At 63.3% G+C, this 16,777-nt stretch carries 12 protein-coding genes, 1 tRNA gene and 1 pseudogene; all 14 read right to left on the bottom strand.

From position 1 onward, the window contains the following. A partial coding sequence (locus IC535_RS18420; RefSeq protein ID WP_228958704.1) for a GTP-binding protein occupies positions 1-377 on the bottom strand: 377 nt, incomplete at its 3' end. Positions 378-429: 52 nt separating this feature from the next. Further along, the gene (gene fusA, locus IC535_RS18415; RefSeq protein ID WP_228886382.1) at positions 430-2,571 is read right to left on the bottom strand and encodes an elongation factor G; all 2,142 of its coding nucleotides are present in this window, start codon (positions 2,569-2,571) and stop codon (positions 430-432) included. A 135-nt stretch (positions 2,572-2,706) separates the two neighbouring features. After that, a complete protein-coding gene (gene rpsG, locus IC535_RS18410) occupies positions 2,707-3,174 on the bottom strand; it encodes a 30S ribosomal protein S7 (RefSeq protein WP_228886381.1) in 468 nt (155 codons plus the stop codon). A gap of 11 nt (positions 3,175-3,185) precedes the next feature. After that, positions 3,186-3,560, bottom strand: coding sequence for a 30S ribosomal protein S12 (rpsL, locus tag IC535_RS18405; protein ID WP_017356008.1), 375 nt, complete (start codon positions 3,558-3,560; stop codon positions 3,186-3,188). A 371-nt stretch (positions 3,561-3,931) separates the two neighbouring features. After that, entirely contained in the window at positions 3,932-8,164 is a 4,233-nt protein-coding gene (rpoC, locus tag IC535_RS18400) for a DNA-directed RNA polymerase subunit beta' (RefSeq protein ID WP_228886380.1), read from the bottom strand. Positions 8,165-8,254: 90 nt separating this feature from the next. Then, positions 8,255-12,409, bottom strand: a complete 4,155-nt coding sequence (gene rpoB / locus IC535_RS18395) for a DNA-directed RNA polymerase subunit beta (RefSeq protein WP_228886379.1) — start codon at positions 12,407-12,409, stop codon at positions 8,255-8,257. Between the two features lie 273 nt (positions 12,410-12,682). Then, entirely contained in the window at positions 12,683-13,051 is a 369-nt protein-coding gene (gene rplL, locus IC535_RS18390; RefSeq protein ID WP_228886378.1) for a 50S ribosomal protein L7/L12, read from the bottom strand. A 62-nt stretch (positions 13,052-13,113) separates the two neighbouring features. Beyond that, positions 13,114-13,647, bottom strand: coding sequence for a 50S ribosomal protein L10 (gene rplJ, locus IC535_RS18385; protein ID WP_228886377.1), 534 nt, complete (start codon positions 13,645-13,647; stop codon positions 13,114-13,116). Positions 13,648-14,036: 389 nt separating this feature from the next. Further along, positions 14,037-14,735, bottom strand: coding sequence for a 50S ribosomal protein L1 (gene rplA / locus IC535_RS18380; RefSeq protein WP_038690311.1), 699 nt, complete (start codon positions 14,733-14,735; stop codon positions 14,037-14,039). A gap of 4 nt (positions 14,736-14,739) precedes the next feature. Beyond that, a complete protein-coding gene (gene rplK / locus IC535_RS18375; RefSeq protein WP_228886376.1) occupies positions 14,740-15,168 on the bottom strand; it encodes a 50S ribosomal protein L11 in 429 nt (142 codons plus the stop codon). Positions 15,169-15,421: 253 nt separating this feature from the next. Further along, positions 15,422-15,982 (bottom strand): transcription termination/antitermination protein NusG, encoded by a 561-nt coding sequence (gene nusG / locus IC535_RS18370; RefSeq protein ID WP_019186115.1) that lies wholly within the window; start codon positions 15,980-15,982, stop codon positions 15,422-15,424. A gap of 10 nt (positions 15,983-15,992) precedes the next feature. Then, positions 15,993-16,400: a preprotein translocase subunit SecE gene (gene secE / locus IC535_RS18365; RefSeq protein WP_228886375.1), complete on the bottom strand. Its 408-nt coding sequence runs from the start codon at positions 16,398-16,400 to the stop codon at positions 15,993-15,995. A 44-nt stretch (positions 16,401-16,444) separates the two neighbouring features. Then, positions 16,445-16,520: transfer RNA gene (locus IC535_RS18360), tRNA-Trp, on the bottom strand. Between the two features lie 104 nt (positions 16,521-16,624). Continuing rightward, positions 16,625-16,777: pseudogene (locus IC535_RS18355) on the bottom strand (elongation factor Tu); the annotation flags it as partial.

Below are 16,777 nucleotides of genomic sequence, written 5' to 3'. Positions count from 1 at the left end.
ACCTGACGCGACAGCAGGATGTGCTCGCGGGTCTGCGGCATCGGGCCGTCAGCAGCCGAACAGACCAGGATCGCGCCGTCCATCTGGGCAGCACCGGTGATCATGTTCTTGACGTAGTCGGCATGGCCCGGGCAATCGACGTGGGCGTAATGACGTTCGCTGGATTCGTACTCGACGTGCGCGGTCGAGATCGTGATGCCACGTGCCTTTTCTTCCGGCGCGGCGTCGATCGAGGAGTAATCCTTGAACTCGCCACCGAAGCGCTCGGCACCGATCTTGGTCAGTGCAGCGGTCAGCGTGGTCTTGCCGTGATCGACGTGACCAATGGTGCCGACGTTGACGTGCGGCTTGGTGCGCTCGAACTTACCCTTTGCCATTGTTTTATACCTTGGATATCAGAAAGAAAGAGGTGAAGGCCTGAGCTTACGCTCAGGACTTCTTGATCACGGTTTCGGCGATGTTGTTCGGCGCCGGCTCGTAGTGGTCGAACTCCATCGTGAACGTCGCACGACCCTGGGTCTGCGAACGCAGCGAGGTGGCGTAACCGAACATTTCGCCCAGCGGGATCATCGCGTTGATGATGCTGGCCGAACCGTCACCGGTGGTGCTCGAACCCTGCAGCACGCCACGACGACGGCTGACGTCGCCCATCACGTCACCCTGGTAATCCTCCGGGGTCACGATCTCGACCTTCATGATCGGCTCCAGCAGGACCGGCTTGGCCTTCTGGAAGCCCTGCTTGAAGGCCATCGAGGACGCGAGCTTGAACGCCATTTCCGAGGAGTCGACGTCATGGTACGAGCCGAACACCAGCTTCACCTTGACGTCCACGACCGGGAAGCCGGCCAGCGGACCGCTGGTGATGGTTTCGCGCAGGCCCTTTTCGATCGACGGAATGAATTCCTTCGGAATCACGCCACCGGTGATGTCGTTGATGAACAGGAAGTCATCCTTGATCGCAGCGGACAGCTTGGGATCGGCACGGTCTTCAGCGGTGATCGGCGACAGCTCGATCACGACGTGACCGTACTGGCCCTTACCACCGGACTGCTTGGCGTGCTTGTAGTCCGACTTGACGTCGGCCATCTGGATGGTTTCGCGGTAGGCCACCTGCGGCTTGCCGACGTTGGCTTCAACGTTGAACTCGCGCTTCATGCGGTCAACGATGATGTCCAGGTGCAGTTCGCCCATGCCGGAGATGATGGTCTGGCCGGATTCTTCGTCGGTCTTGACGCGGAACGACGGATCTTCCTGGGCCAGACGACCCAGTGCCAGGCCCATCTTTTCCTGGTCGGACTTGGTCTTCGGCTCGACGGCCATCGAGATGACCGGCTCCGGGAACACCATGCGCTCCAGGATGATCGGGTGGTCCTGCGAGCACAGGGTGTCGCCGGTGGTGGTGTCCTTCAGGCCCACCGCCGCGGCGATGTCGCCGGCCAGCACTTCCTTGATTTCTTCGCGATCGTTGGAGTGCATCTGCAGGATGCGGCCGATGCGCTCCTTCTTGCCCTTCACCGAGTTCAGCAGCTGGTCGCCGGCGTTCAGCGTGCCCGAATAGACACGGAAGAAGGTCAGCGCGCCGACGAACGGGTCGGTGATGATCTTGAAGGCCAGCGCCGAGAACGGGGCCTTGTCGTCGGACTTGCGGCTCAGGGCGATGGTTTCATCGTCCACGTCGGTACCGGTCACGTCCGGCACGTCGATCGGCGACGGCAGCAGCTGCACCACGCCGTCCAGCATGGCCTGCACGCCCTTGTTCTTGAACGCCGAGCCGCAGTACATCGGCACGATGTCGGTGGCCAGGGTGCGCACGCGCAGGGCTTCGACGATCTCGGCCTCGGTCAGCTCTTCGCCGCCCAGGTACTTTTCCATCAGCTCTTCGCTGGCTTCAGCCGCCGCCTCGATCATGAAGGTGCGGGCCGCTTCGGCCTCCGCCTGCATGTCGGCCGGGATCTCCAGGTACTCGAACTTCATGCCCTGCGAGGCTTCATCCCAATGGATGGCCTTCATCTTGATCAGGTCGACCACGCCCTTGAAGTTTTCTTCGGCGCCGATCGGCAGCTGCATCGGCACCGCGGTGGCGCCCAGCTTGGCCTTCAACTGGCCAACGACCTTGGTGAAGTTGGCGCCGGTGCGGTCCATCTTGTTGACGAAGGCAATACGCGGCACCTTGTACCGGTTGGCTTGGCGCCACACGGTTTCCGACTGCGGCTGCACGCCACCGACGGCGCACAGCACGAACACCGCACCGTCGAGCACGCGCAGCGAACGCTCGACTTCGATGGTGAAGTCGACGTGCCCGGGGGTGTCGATGATGTTGAAGCGATGCTCCGGCAGGGACTTGTCCATGCCCTTCCAGAACGCGGTGGTGGCAGCGGACTGGATCGTGATGCCACGCTCCTGCTCCTGCTCCATCCAGTCCATGGTGGCAGCGCCGTCATGCACTTCACCGATCTTGTGGCTCTTGCCGGTGTAGAACAGGATGCGCTCGGACGTGGTGGTCTTGCCGGCATCGATGTGAGCCATGATGCCGAAGTTGCGGTAACGCTCGATGGGAGTGTTGCGGGCCACGGGAGCCTCTCAATTTCTTGGAATTCGGATGGCCGAACGCCGCCTTTCGGCGGCCTTCGGATTGGCGCGACACCCCAGGTGCCGCGAAGCGGCACTAGATAGTGCCGCTGCGCCTGTTTTGCAAGGCCGTCAAACTCACCAGCGGTAGTGGGCGAATGCCTTGTTGGCTTCGGCCATACGGTGGGTTTCTTCGCGCTTCTTGATGGCGCCACCACGGTTTTCCGAGGCGTCCAGCAGTTCGGCAGCCAGCTTCTTCGGCATGGTGTTCTCACCACGCTTGCGCGCCGAGTCGATCAGCCAGCGCATGGCCAGCGCCATCTTGCGCGACGAACGCACTTCGACCGGCACCTGGTAGGTGGCACCACCGACACGGCGGGACTTGACTTCGACCGACGGAGCCACGTTTTCCAGAGCCTTCTGAACCAGCTCGACGGTGTTCGGGTTCTTTTCGCCGATCACGTCCATGGCGCCGTAGACGATCTTTTCAGCGACCGACTTCTTGCCACTCAACATGACCATGTTGATGAAACGGGCGATGGTTTCACTTCCGTGCTTCGGATCCGGCAGGACTGCGCGCTGCGGCGTATTACCTTTACGAGACATTGTACTTTCCCTTAGCTCTTCGGACGCTTGGCGCCGTACTTGGAACGGCCCTGGCGACGCTTGGCAACGCCGGAGGCGTCCAGCGAGCCACGCACAGTGTGGTAACGCACACCCGGCAGATCCTTGACGCGGCCGCCACGGATCAGGACCACGGAGTGCTCCTGCAGGTTGTGGCCTTCGCCGCCGATATAGCTAATCACTTCTTCCTGGTTGGTCAGGCGAACCTTGGCAACCTTGCGAAGCGCCGAGTTCGGCTTCTTCGGAGTGGTGGTGTACACGCGCGTGCAGACGCCACGTCGCTGGGGGCACTTATCGAGGGCCGGGGAGGCACTCTTATAAGTGGTTGCCTGCCGCGGCTTGCGGACAAGCTGATTGATCGTCGCCATCAGTATGTTCTTCTGAGAGAGGCCAGTGAAAAAACCGGCCATGAATGCGGATTTGTGCGAGCAGGCGTAAAACCGGCCTGCTGAGACAGACGATTGTAGCAACCTGGCGAAAACGCAGTCAAATGCGCACGCGCCAAGCCAGCCCTGATCCCGGGCCGTTACAGGGGAGCCTTCTCCATGCCTCCCGTTCAGGTTGTCAAAACCGGTCCCCTTTCGCGGACCGGCCGGCATCCTACCGCATTGGTGGCTGTTACGCCACCGCTGGGTTCGGCCGGGCGCGGCCAATGGCCGTGCCCTGCCCCTTCCGATCCGCCGACCAATGGTCGGCCGCTACCGGAAGATGGTCCGGCCCGAGGGCCGGACCGGTTTCATCACTCGTCCGCGGCCTGGTCGGCATCGGTGGCTTCGACCACCACGTCCGCGACCGGTGCAGCCAGGACCGGCGAACCGGACAGGGTCTGCATTTCCGACTCGGTCAGCCCGGAGGCGTTGCGGCGGCGGTTGGCGTGGTACGCCAGACCGGTACCGGCCGGGATCAGGCGGCCGACGATGACGTTTTCCTTCAGGCCGCGCAGGTTGTCCGAGGTGCCGCGGACGGCAGCTTCGGTCAGCACGCGGGTGGTTTCCTGGAACGATGCGGCCGAAATGAACGACTCGGTCGCCAGCGAGGCCTTGGTGATGCCCAGCAGGACCGGATCGAAACGGGCCGGCAGCTCGTTGCGGACCGCCAGGCGGGCATTTTCCTCGATGACGCGCTGGCGCTCGGCCTGCTCGCCATTCAGGAACTTGCTGCTGCCCTGGTCGGTGATCTCGACCTTGCGCAGCATCTGGCGGGTGATCACCTCGATGTGCTTGTCGTTGATCTTCACGCCCTGCAGGCGGTACACGTCCTGGATTTCCTTGACCAGGTAGGCCGCCAGCGGTTCGACGCCCAGCAGACGCAGGATGTCCTGCGGGCTCGGCTCGCCGTCCACGATGGTTTCGCCCTTGGTCACGTGCTCGCCTTCGAACACGATCACCTGACGGTACTTCGGGATCAGTTCTTCGTGTTCGGAACCATCGGTGTCCTTGATGATCAGGCGCTGCTTGCCCTTGGTGTCCTTGCCGAAGCTGATGATGCCCGAACGCTCGGCCAGGATCGCCGGATCCTTCGGCTTGCGCGCTTCGAACAGATCGGCAACGCGCGGCAGACCACCGGTGATGTCGCGGGTCTTGGACGCTTCCTGCGGGATCTTGGCGACCACGTCGCCCACGCCGACGGCGGCGCCGTCCTGCAGGTTGACGATCGAGCGCGGCGGCAGCAGGTACTGGGCCGGCAGGTCGGTGTTCGGGATGGTCAGGTCATTGCCCTTGGCATCGACGATGCGCACGATCGGGCGCAGCTCCTTGGCCTGCGAACCACGACGCTTCGGATCGGTGATCTCGCGCGAGGCGAGGCCGGTCAGTTCGTCGGTCTTCTCGATGACGGTGACGCCGTCGATGAAGTCGATGAAGCGGATGAAACCGGCCACTTCCGAAACGATCGGGTGGTTATGCGGGTCCCAGTTGGCCACGGTCTGGCCAGCCTTCACCGCATCGCCGTCCTTGGACGCGATCATCGAGCCGTACGGCAGCTTGTAGCGCTCGCGCTCACGGCCGTGGGCATCGAGCACCGAGATTTCGCCCGAACGCGACACCGCAACCAGCGAGCCGTTGGCGTGCTCGACCGACTTGAGGTTGTTGAACTTCACCGAACCGGTGGTCTTCACCGTGATGTTGTCCACCGCAGCCGCACGCGATGCCGCACCACCGATGTGGAAGGTACGCATGGTCAGCTGGGTACCCGGCTCGCCGATCGACTGGGCGGCGATGACGCCGACCGCTTCACCGATGTTGACGATGTGGCCACGGGCCAGATCGCGGCCGTAGCAACGGCCGCAGACGCCGAACGCCGAGGCGCAGGAGATCGTCGAGCGCACCTTGATGCTCTGCACGCCGGCATCTTCCAGCTTGGCGACCCAGGCTTCGTCGAGCAGGGTGTTGCGGGTCACAATCGGATCTTCGTCGTTGCCCGGCAGGAACACGTCCTCGGCCACCACACGACCCAGCACGCGGTCCTTCAACGGCTCCACGACGTCGCCGCCTTCCACGATCGGAGTCATGGTCAGGCCTTCGGTGGTACCGCAATCCACCTCGGTGATCACCACATCCTGCGCCACGTCGACCAGACGACGGGTCAGGTAACCCGAGTTGGCCGTCTTCAGCGCGGTATCGGCCAGACCCTTACGGGCACCGTGGGTGGAGTTGAAGTACTCCTGCACGTTCAGGCCTTCGCGGAAGTTCGCCTTGATGGGCGTCTCGATGATCGAGCCATCCGGACGCGCCATCAGGCCGCGCATACCGGCCAGCTGGCGGATCTGCGCCTGGCTGCCTCGCGCACCGGAGTCGGCCATGATGTACAGGGAGTTCATCGACTTCTGGTCGATGGTCTCGCCCTTGGCATTGATGACCTTCTCGGTACCGATGGTGTCCATCATCGCCTTGGCGATGCGTTCATTGGTGCGCGACCAGATGTCGACCACCTTGTTGTAGCGTTCGCCGGCGGTGACCAGGCCCGACTGGTACTGCTCCTGGATTTCCAGCACTTCGGCTTCGGCCTCGGTGAGGATGCCCTTCTTCTCGTCCGGGATCAGCATGTCGTCGATACCGATCGACACGCCGGCGCGGGTTGCGTAGGCAAAGCCGGTGTACATCAGCTTGTCGGCGAACACGACCGTGTCCTTCAAGCCCAGCTGGCGGTAGCTGGAGTTGATCAGGCGGCTGATGTTCTTCTTGGTCAGCTCGGTGTTGGCCAGCGCGAACGGCAGGCCTTCCGGCAGGATTTCAGCCAGCAGGGCGCGACCGATCGTGGTGTCCACGATCGAGGTCTTGTTCTGCTTGTTGCCTTCCTCGTCGGTCACCACTTCGGTGATGCGGACCTTGACCCGTGCGTGCAGTTCGACCACGCGGTTGTCGTAGGCGCGCTTGACTTCGGAGATGTTGGCGAAGGCCATGCCCTCGCCCTTCTTGTTCTCCAGCGAGCGGGTCATGTAGTACAGGCCCAGCACCACGTCCTGCGACGGCACGATGATCGGCTCGCCGTTGGCCGGCGACAGGATGTTGTTGGTGGACATCATCAGCGCACGCGCTTCCAGCTGGGCTTCCAGCGAGAGCGGCACGTGGACGGCCATCTGGTCACCGTCGAAGTCGGCGTTGAACGCAGTGCAGACCAGCGGATGCAGCTGGATGGCCTTGCCTTCGATCAGCACCGGCTCGAACGCCTGGATGCCCAGACGATGCAGGGTCGGCGCACGGTTCAGCATCACCGGATGTTCGCGGATGACCTCTTCCAGGATGTCCCAGACTTCGGCTTCTTCGCGCTCGACCAGCTTCTTGGCGGCCTTGATGGTGGTGGCCAGGCCACGACGCTGCAGCTTGGCGAACACGAACGGCTTGAACAGTTCCAGCGCCATCTTCTTCGGCAGGCCGCACTGGTGCAGGCGCAGGTACGGACCGACCACGATGACCGAACGGCCCGAGTAGTCCACGCGCTTGCCCAGCAGGTTCTGGCGGAAGCGGCCCTGCTTGCCCTTGATCATGTCGGCCAGCGACTTCAGCGGGCGCTTGTTGGTGCCGGTGATGGCACGGCCACGGCGGCCGTTGTCCAGCAGCGCATCGACCGATTCCTGCAGCATGCGCTTTTCATTGCGCACGATGATGTCCGGCGCGTTCAGCTCGAGCAGGCGGCGCAGGCGGTTGTTGCGGTTGATGACGCGGCGGTACAGGTCGTTCAGGTCCGAGGTCGCAAAGCGGCCACCGTCCAGCGGCACCAGCGGACGCAGGTCCGGCGGCAGCACCGGCAGCACGGTCATCACCATCCACTCCGGGCGGTTGCCCGATTCGAGGAAGGCTTCGACCAGCTTGATGCGCTTGGTCAGTCGCTTGAGCTTGGTTTCCGAACCGGTGCTGGCGATTTCTTCGCGCAGGCGGGTCATTTCCGACTGCAGGTCGATGGTGCGCAGCAGTTCGTACACGGCCTCGGCGCCCATGGCGGCGTCGAAGTCGTCGCCGTGCTCCTGGCGCGCCTGCAGGTACTGTTCTTCGGTCAGCAGCTGGCGGCGCTCCAGGGCGGTCAGGCCCGGCTCGGTCACCACGTAGGCTTCGAAGTACAGCACGCGCTCGATGTCGCGCAGGGTCATGTCCAGCATCAGGCCGATGCGCGACGGCAGCGACTTGAGGAACCAGATGTGCGCGACCGGCGAGGCCAGGTCGATGTGGCCCATGCGCTCGCGGCGCACCTTGGCCAGGGTCACTTCGGTGCCGCACTTTTCGCAGACCACGCCGCGGTGCTTCATGCGCTTGTACTTGCCGCACAGGCACTCGTAGTCCTTGACCGGCCCGAAGATGGCGGCGCAGAACAGGCCGTCACGCTCCGGCTTGAAGGTACGGTAGTTGATGGTTTCCGGCTTCTTCACTTCGCCGAAGGACCACGAACGGATCAGGTCCGGCGAGGCCAGCGCGATCTTGATCGCGTCGAAGTCCAGCGTCTGGCGCTGCTGGTTGAAGAGGTTCAGCAAGTCTTTCATGGTGTTTCTCCGAAAGGAGGAAATCTCTTGTCGATGGAGCTGTCAGTCACATCCGGCGGCGCGGCTGCCGGGGCAGCCGCGCCTGCGCGATCAGTTGTCTTCCAGTTCCATGTTGATGGCCAGCGAGCGGATTTCCTTCACGAGAACGTTGAAGGATTCCGGCATGCCCGCGACCATCTCGTGCTCACCGTCGACGATGTTCTTGTACATCTGGTTGCGGCCCTGCACGTCATCGGACTTCACCGTCAGCATTTCCTGCAGGGTGTAGGCCGCGCCGTAGGCTTCCAGCGCCCAGACTTCCATTTCACCGAAGCGCTGGCCACCGAACTGCGCCTTGCCGCCCAGCGGCTGCTGGGTAACGAGCGAGTACGGGCCGGTCGAACGGGCGTGCATCTTGTCGTCGACCAGGTGGTTCAGCTTCAGGTAGTGCATGTAGCCGACGGTGGTGTGGCGATCGAATGCCTCACCGGTGCGGCCGTCATACAGCTGGGTCTGGCCGCTCAGCGGCAGGTCGGCCAGGGCAAGCATGTGCTTGATCTCGGCTTCGGTGGCACCGTCGAACACCGGGGTGGCCATCGGCACGCCGTCGGTCAGGTTGCCGGCCAGGCGCAGCAGCTCCTCGTCGCTGAACTGGGTCAGGTCGACGTGGTTGGCGTGCTGGGTCTTGTCGTGGTTGTACACATCGTCGAGGAACTTGCGCAGGTCGCTGATCGCGGCCTGTGCCTCGAGCATGCCCTGGATCTTGCGGCCCAGGCCCTTGGCGGCCCAGCCCAGATGCACTTCCAGGATCTGGCCGATGTTCATACGCGACGGCACGCCCAGCGGGTTCAGCACGATGTCCACGGTTTCGCCCGAGGCCATGTACGGCATGTCCTCGACCGGCACCACGTTGGAGACCACACCCTTGTTGCCGTGGCGGCCGGCCATCTTGTCGCCCGGCTGGATGCGGCGCTTCACGGCCAGGAACACCTTGACCATCTTCAGCACGCCCGGAGCCAGGTCGTCGCCCGCGGTGATCTTGCCGCGCTTGTCGGCGAAGCGACGCTCGAATTCCTTCTCGTGCGCCTGGATCTGCTTCTGCGCGCGCTCGATGGCTTCCGAAGCGTCGTCGTCCTTCATGCGCAGCACGAACCAGTCGGCCTTCTTCAGGCCGTCCAGGTAGGCGTCGGTAACGGTGTCGCCCTTCTTCAGGTTGGCACCGCCGTTGACCACCTTGCCCACGATCTGCGAACGCAGACGGGCGTAGATGGCGCCTTCCAGGATGCGGAACTGGTCGTCGAAGTCCTTCTTGACGCGCTTGATTTCAGACTCTTCGATCTGACGGGCGCGCTTGTCCTTCTCGATGCCGTCGCGGGTGAAGACCTGTACGTCGATGACGGTGCCGTCCATGCCCGGCGGCACGCGCAGCGAGCTGTCCTTCACGTCCGAAGCCTTCTCGCCGAAGATCGCGCGCAGCAGCTTCTCTTCCGGGGTCAGCTGGCTTTCGCCCTTCGGGGTGACCTTGCCGACCATGATGTCGCCGGCGCGCACTTCCGCACCGATGTACACCACGCCGCTCTCGTCCAGGCGGTTCAATGCCTGCTCGGAGACGTTGGGGATGTCGGCGGAGATTTCCTCCGGCCCCAGCTTGGTGTCGCGCGCAACGCAGGTCAGCTCTTCGATGTGGATCGTGGTGTAGCGATCCTCTTCCACCACGCGCTCGGAGAGCAGGATGGAGTCTTCGAAGTTGTAGCCGTTCCACGGCATGAAGGCGATCAGCATGTTCTGGCCCAGGGCCAGTTCGCCGATGTCGGTGGACGGACCGTCGGCCAGCACGTCGCCACGCGCCACCACGTTGCCCACTTCCACCAGCGGACGCTGGTTGATGCAGGTGTTCTGGTTGGAGCGGGTGTACTTGATCAGGTTGTAGATGTCCACGCCGGCGTCGGTCGCGTCGGTGATCTCCACTTCGTTGACCTTGACCACGATGCGGCCGGCGTCGATCTGCACGATCTCGCCGCCACGACGGGCGTTCACGGTCACGCCCGAGTCACGGGCCACGGCGCGTTCGATACCGGTGCCCACCAGCGGCTTCTGCGCACGCAGGGTCGGCACGGCCTGGCGCTGCATGTTGGCGCCCATCAGTGCACGGTTGGCGTCATCGTGCTCCAGGAACGGGACCAGCGCGGCAGCGATCGACACGGTCTGCATCGGCGAGACGTCCATGAAGTGGACTTCCGCCGGCGGCTTGAGCAGCGACTCACCCTGGTAACGGCACGGCACGAACTGCTCGGTGAGCATGCTCTTGGCGTCGGTCAGGGCATTGGCCTGGGCGATGACGTATTCGTTCTCTTCGATCGCCGACAGGAACTCGATCTCGTCGGAAACCTTGCCGTCGGCAACCTTGCGGTACGGGGTCTCGAGGAAACCGTACTGGTTGGTGCGGGCGTACACGGCCAGCGAGTTGATCAGGCCGATGTTCGGGCCTTCCGGGGTTTCGATGGTGCAGACGCGGCCGTAATGGGTCGGGTGCACGTCGCGCACTTCGAAGCCGGCGCGTTCGCGGGTCAGGCCGCCCGGGCCCAGGGCCGAGACACGACGCTTGTGCGTCACTTCCGACAGCGGGTTGTTCTGATCCATGAACTGGGACAGCTGCGAGGAGCCGAAGAACTCCTTGATGGCAGCGGCGACCGGCTTGGCGTTGATCAGCTCCTGCGGGGTCAGGCCTTCGGACTCGGCCATCGACAGGCGTTCCTTGACCGCGCGCTCGACGCGGACCAGGCCCACGCGGAACACGTTCTCGGCCATTTCGCCGACCGAACGCACGCGACGGTTGCCCAGGTGGTCGATGTCATCGACGACGCCGCGGCCGTTGCGGATCTCGGTCAGGACCTTGATCACTTCCAGGATGTCCGAGCTGTCGCCGTGCTCGGCGACCAGACGCTTGGATTCTTCGTCGTTGCGCTCGCCGAAATACTTGCGGTCGTACAGCACCGCTTCGCCGGTGACTTCCTTGCGGCCGACACGACGGTTGAACTTCATCCGGCCGACCGTGGACAGGTCGTAACGCTCGAAGGTGAAGAACAGGTTGTGGAACAGGTTCTGCGCGGCATCCTTGGTCGGCGGCTCGCCCGGACGCATCATGCGGTAGATCTCGACCAGGGCTTCCAGCTGGGTCTTGGTCGGATCGATGCGCAGGGTGTTGGACAGGTACGGGCCACGATCCAGGTCGTTCACCCACAGGGTGCCCACGGCATCGACGCCGGCCTTGCGGAAGGCCTGCAACTGTTCGTCGGTGATTTCGTCGTTGGCCTGGGCCAGCAGCTCACCGGTGTTGGCATCGACCACGTCGTGCGACAGGATGCGGCCGACGATGTAATCGTCCGGCACGGCCAGGGCGGCGATGCCCGAGGCTTCCAGCTGCTTGACGTGGCGCGCGGTGATGCGCTTGCCGGCTTCGACGATGACCTTGTCGCCGTCGGCCAGGTCGAAGTTCAGGGTTTCGCCGCGCAGACGCTCGGCAACCAGTTCCAGCTGCACGCCTTCATCGGGATTGATGTGGAAGGTGTTGATCTCGAAGAACTCGGCCAGCATTTCTTCGTTGCTGTAGCCCAGCGCACGCAGCAGGATCGACACCGGCAGCTTGCGGCGGCGATCGATACGGGTGAACAGCGCGTCCTTCGGGTCGAACTCGAAGTCCAGCCAGGAACCGCGGTACGGAATGATGCGGGCGCTGTACAGCAGCTTGCCCGAGCTGTGGGTCTTGCCACGGTCGTGGTCGAAGAACACGCCCGGCGAACGGTGCAGCTGCGAGACGATCACGCGCTCGGTACCGTTGACGATGAAGGTGCCGTTGTCGGTCATCAGCGGGATTTCGCCGAGGTAGACCTCCTGCTCCTTCACGTACTTGATGGCCTTGGTCGACGACTCGCGGTCGTAGATCACCAGGCGCACGGTCACGCGCAGCGGCGCGCCGTAGCTCATGCCGCGCTGACGGCACTCGCGCTCGTCGAACACCGGGTCGCCCAGCTTGTAGCCGACGTATTCCAGCGCGGCGTTGCCGCTGTAGCTGGCGATCGGGAACACCGACTTCAGGGCGGCGTGCAGGCCCAGATCACGGCGCTTGGCCGGATCGATGTTTTCCTGCAGGAATTCGCGATAGGAATCGACCTGGATGGCAAGCAGGAAAGGCACTTCGAGAATCGAGCGCTGCTTGCCGAAATCCTTGCGGATACGCTTCTTTTCGGTGAACGAATATGACGTCATGGGGTCTCACCTTGGCTGTGCGGGCCGCCGTACAGGCGCGACCCGAAGGGAACATGAAAATTGTCAGTTGGAAGTCGCTGGTATTGCCGGCACCAGCACGCCTTCTCCCGCTACTTCCAACTGCCAACTCGCCGGCTTGAGGCCGGTAAGCTTGGCCGAACAACAGTCGGCTCTACGCGTCGGCCCGACCGCGCAACAACGACCAAAGGCCGGGGGCTTGCGCCCCCAGCCTTGGCTGCATCGCCGTGATTCGATGGCGAGGCAAGGAACTGCTTACTTGACTTCGACAGTCGCGCCAGCAGCTTCCAGGTCCTTCTTGAACTTGGCAGCGTCGTCCTTCGAAGCGGCTTCCTTGATCATGCCGCCGGCTTCGGCCAGGTCCTTCGCTTCCTTCAGGCCCAGGCCGGTGATGGCGCGGACAGCCTTGATGACTTCGACCTTCTTGTCGCCGGCCGACTTCAGGATGACGTCGAACTCGGTCTGCTCTTCCACGGCAGCGGCCGGGCCAGCAGCAGCGGCTGCGGCGACCGGAGCAGCGGCGGAGACGCCGAACTTCTCTTCGATGGCCTTGACCAGCTCCATCACTTCCATCAGGGACTTCTCGGCGATGGCTTCGACGATCTGTTCGTTGGTAAGGGACATTTTGATTACCTTTGGATAATTTTCTGGGTTGAGGTTCCGTCAGGAACCACGGAAACGTCGACTCAGGCGGTCTCGGCGACCGGCTCGGCAGCGTCAGCGGTTTCACCGCCACCCTGCTTGTCGGCCACGGCCTTGATGGCACGGGCAAACATCGTGACCGGCTCGGCCAGGACGCGGGCCAGCATGGCCAGGGCCTGATCGCGGGTCGGCAGCGAGGCGAGCACATCGACGTGACCAGCCGGGAACAGTTCCCCGCCGATGGCCACGACCTTTGCCTGCAGCTTGTCGTTGGTCTTGGCAAAATCCTTGATCAGGCGACCGGCTGCGCCGGGCTCCTCGAGCGAGAACGCGTACAGCAGCGGACCGACGAGCGCGTCTTTGGCGCATTCGTATTCGGTGCCTTCCACTGCACGTGCCGCCAGCGTGTTCTTGACAACTTTCAAGAAAACGCCGGTTTCGCGTGCCTGCTTGCGCATCGCGGTCATCTGGGAGACCGTGGTGCCAGCGTATTCGGCTGCGATCAAGGAGTGGGCCTTGGCGGCGACGTCTGCCAGCTCGGCGACTACTTCTTGCTTCTGGGACAGATTGAGAGCCATTGCACTCCTCCAATTGAACTCCGCTTACGGCTCCTGCCGTGTGCGGTCCTGGGCGGCATCCATCCTGGACGCCGGGAACATCGGGCTGATGTTCCAAGGGTGGGCCGTTCTAGACCTGGATGGCCAACCTGGGAGAACCCAGACGTGCGTAAACCAGAAAAAACTCCAGAAGGGCACCATCTACGCAGGGTGATTCCCGAAGGAATCGATTAAGCGGTCGGTACTGCGCCGGCGGCGACTCCCTGCCAATGCGAGCATCCCTGCCCGTCGCCGGTATGTACTGACCGCGCCTGCGGTCTTTGACGGCTATCGTCGCGGGGCGGACCCCGTTCGGATTGCCTTCAAATATCGCGGGTGCCGGACCTGGGCCCGGCACCCGCTTGAAACGATTACTTCAGGGTCAGCGACGACTGGTCGACGGTGACGCCCGGGCCCATCGTCGAGCTGACCGATACCTTCTGCAGGTAGGTGCCCTTGGAGGTAGCCGGCTTGGCCTTGATCAGGTCCATCAGCAGCGCCTGCAGGTTCAACTTCAGCGCGTCTTCGGCGAAGTCGGCCTTGCCGATGGTGCAATGGATGATGCCGGCCTTGTCGGTGCGGTAACGCACCTGGCCCGACTTGGCGTTCTTGACCGCTTCGCCCGGGTTGGCCGATACGGTGCCGACCTTCGGGTTCGGCATCAGGCCGCGCGGGCCGAGCACGGTGCCCAGCTTGCCCACGACGCGCATGGCGTCCGGGGTGGCGATGACGACGTCGTAGTTCAGATCGCCGGCCTGCATCTTCTCGGCCAGGTCTTCCATGCCAACGGCTTCGGCGCCAGCGGCCAGGGCTTCGTCAGCCTTGGCACCGGCCGGTGCGAACACGGCAACGCGCACGCTCTTGCCGGTACCGGACGGCAACACGGTGGAACCGCGCACCTGCTGGTCGGACTTCTTGGCGTCCACGCCCAGGCGCACCGCAACGTCGAAGGACTCGACGAACTTGGCCTTGGTAGCGGTCTTCAGGATCTTGATGGCGTCCTCGAAGGCATATGCCTTGCCCGGGACGACGGCGGCCTTGATGGCCTTCTCACGCTTGGTCTGTGCCATCTTCTTAACCCTCCACCACGAGGCCCATGGAACGGGCAGAACCGGCAATCGTGCGCACCGCGGCGTCCAGGTCGGCGGCCGTCAGGTCCGCTTCCTTGGTCTTGGCGATCTCTTCGAGCTGCTTGCGGGTGACCTTGCCCACCTTTTCGGTGTTCGGGCGCTTGGAGCCCGAGGCAATGCCTGCAGCCTTCTTGAGCAGCACGGCAGCCGGGGTGCTCTTGGTGATGAAGGTGAAGGTACGGTCCGAATAGGCCGTAATGATCACCGGCACCGGCAGACCCGGCTCCAGCTTCTGCGTGGCGGCATTGAAGGCCTTGCAGAATTCCATGATGTTCAGGCCGCGCTGACCCAGCGCAGGACCGACCGGCGGCGAGGGGTTGGCCTGACCGGCCTTCACCTGCAGCTTGATGTAACCGACAACTTTCTTTGCCATGAGTATGCTCTCCGGGTGCTAGCGCCTTGCGACTACAGGCTCCCCATCGGACCGGGAATCACGCGTCCCGGCATCGCGTTTTGAATTCACGCAGAAGGCCACCTCGCGGCGGCCCTTGCTTTTGCCAGCTTCCTGGCAGGAAGCCGCGCACTATATCAGGTTTTCGCCAGCCTGCCTGAATGCGACGAGGCAAGGTAGAGCGGGGCTCTGCCCCGCTGGGCCGCGATGCCTAGCCGGGCAGAGCCCGGCTCTACTAGACGGCCTTTTCGACCTGGCCGAACTCGAGCTCGACCGGGGTGGCACGACCGAAGATCAGCACCGAGACGCGCAGACGGCTCTTCTCGTAGTTGACTTCCTCGACCACGCCATTGAAGTCGTTGAAAGGGCCTTCGGTGACGCGGACCATCTGGCCCGGCTCGAACAGCACCTTCGGACGGGGCTTTTCCACGCCCTCCTGAACACGGTCCAGGATGGCGGCAGCCTCTTCGTCGCGGATCGGCAGCGGGCGATCGGCGGTACCGCCGATGAAACCCATCACCTTGGAGGTGTCCTTGACCAGGTGCCAGCTTTCGTTGTCGATGCGCGGAATGCCGTTTTCTTCGTGGGTCTCGATCTGGACCAGCACGTAACCCGGGAAGAACTTGCGCTCGGAACGGCGCTTCTGGCCGGCGCGCATTTCGACCACTTCCTCGGTCGGGACCAGGACATCACCGAAGCGCTCCTGCATCTCGTCACGCACGATGCGATCGCGCAGAGCCTGCGCAACCGACTTTTCGAAGCCCGAATAGGCGTGAACGACGTACCAACGCTTCACAGGTTTCTCCTTATCGACCCAGGAACCACTGGGTCGCTTTCTGAATCACAAAGTCAAATCCGCCCAGCAGCAAGCTGAGGATGATCACGACAACGACCACCACCCAGGTCATGCGGATGGCTTCCTGGCGGGTCGGCCAGACTACCTTGCGCAGTTCGAAACGCGATTCGGAAAGAAATTCACGCGTGTCGCGACCCTTGCCGGTCAGCAGGAACACGCCGAGGCCGGCCACCAGGCCGACCACAACGGCCAGGCCGCGCAGCGGACCGGCCCATGCACTCTGGGACGCATGCTCGGGAGCACCAAACCAGAACCAAGCAAAAAGACCCGCCAGCACCAGGATCGTTGCGGCGGCGTACTTGACGATGTCACCTCCATGGGAGGCGTTGTCCTTGGAATGCTCGATCTTGCTATTCATCCGGCTCTGGCTACTGAGGCGGCATTGCCGCTGGAAGGGAGAAGTGGCACGCCAGGAGGGACTCGAACCCCCAACCTGCGGTTTTGGAGACCGCTGCTCTGCCAATTGAGCTACTGGCGTACAGAAAAAACTTGCCTTCCCTTAGACGGCGAAGGCGGACCGAGGTTCCCGGCCCGCCATTCGCGAGACCGGCAGCGCAATGCAACCGCCGGTATTGCAAAAACTTACGCGATGATCTTGGAGACCACGCCGGCGCCGACGGTACGACCGCCTTCACGGATGGCGAAACGCAGGCCTTCATCCATCGCGACCGGGTTGATCAGGGTGACAACCATCTTCACGTTGTCGCCCGGCATCACCATTTCCACACCTTCCGG

Source organism: Stenotrophomonas rhizophila, from assembly GCF_020857975.1.
GTDB lineage: Bacteria > Pseudomonadota > Gammaproteobacteria > Xanthomonadales > Xanthomonadaceae > Stenotrophomonas > Stenotrophomonas rhizophila_C.
This window is presented reverse-complemented; position numbering and strand designations above follow the sequence as displayed.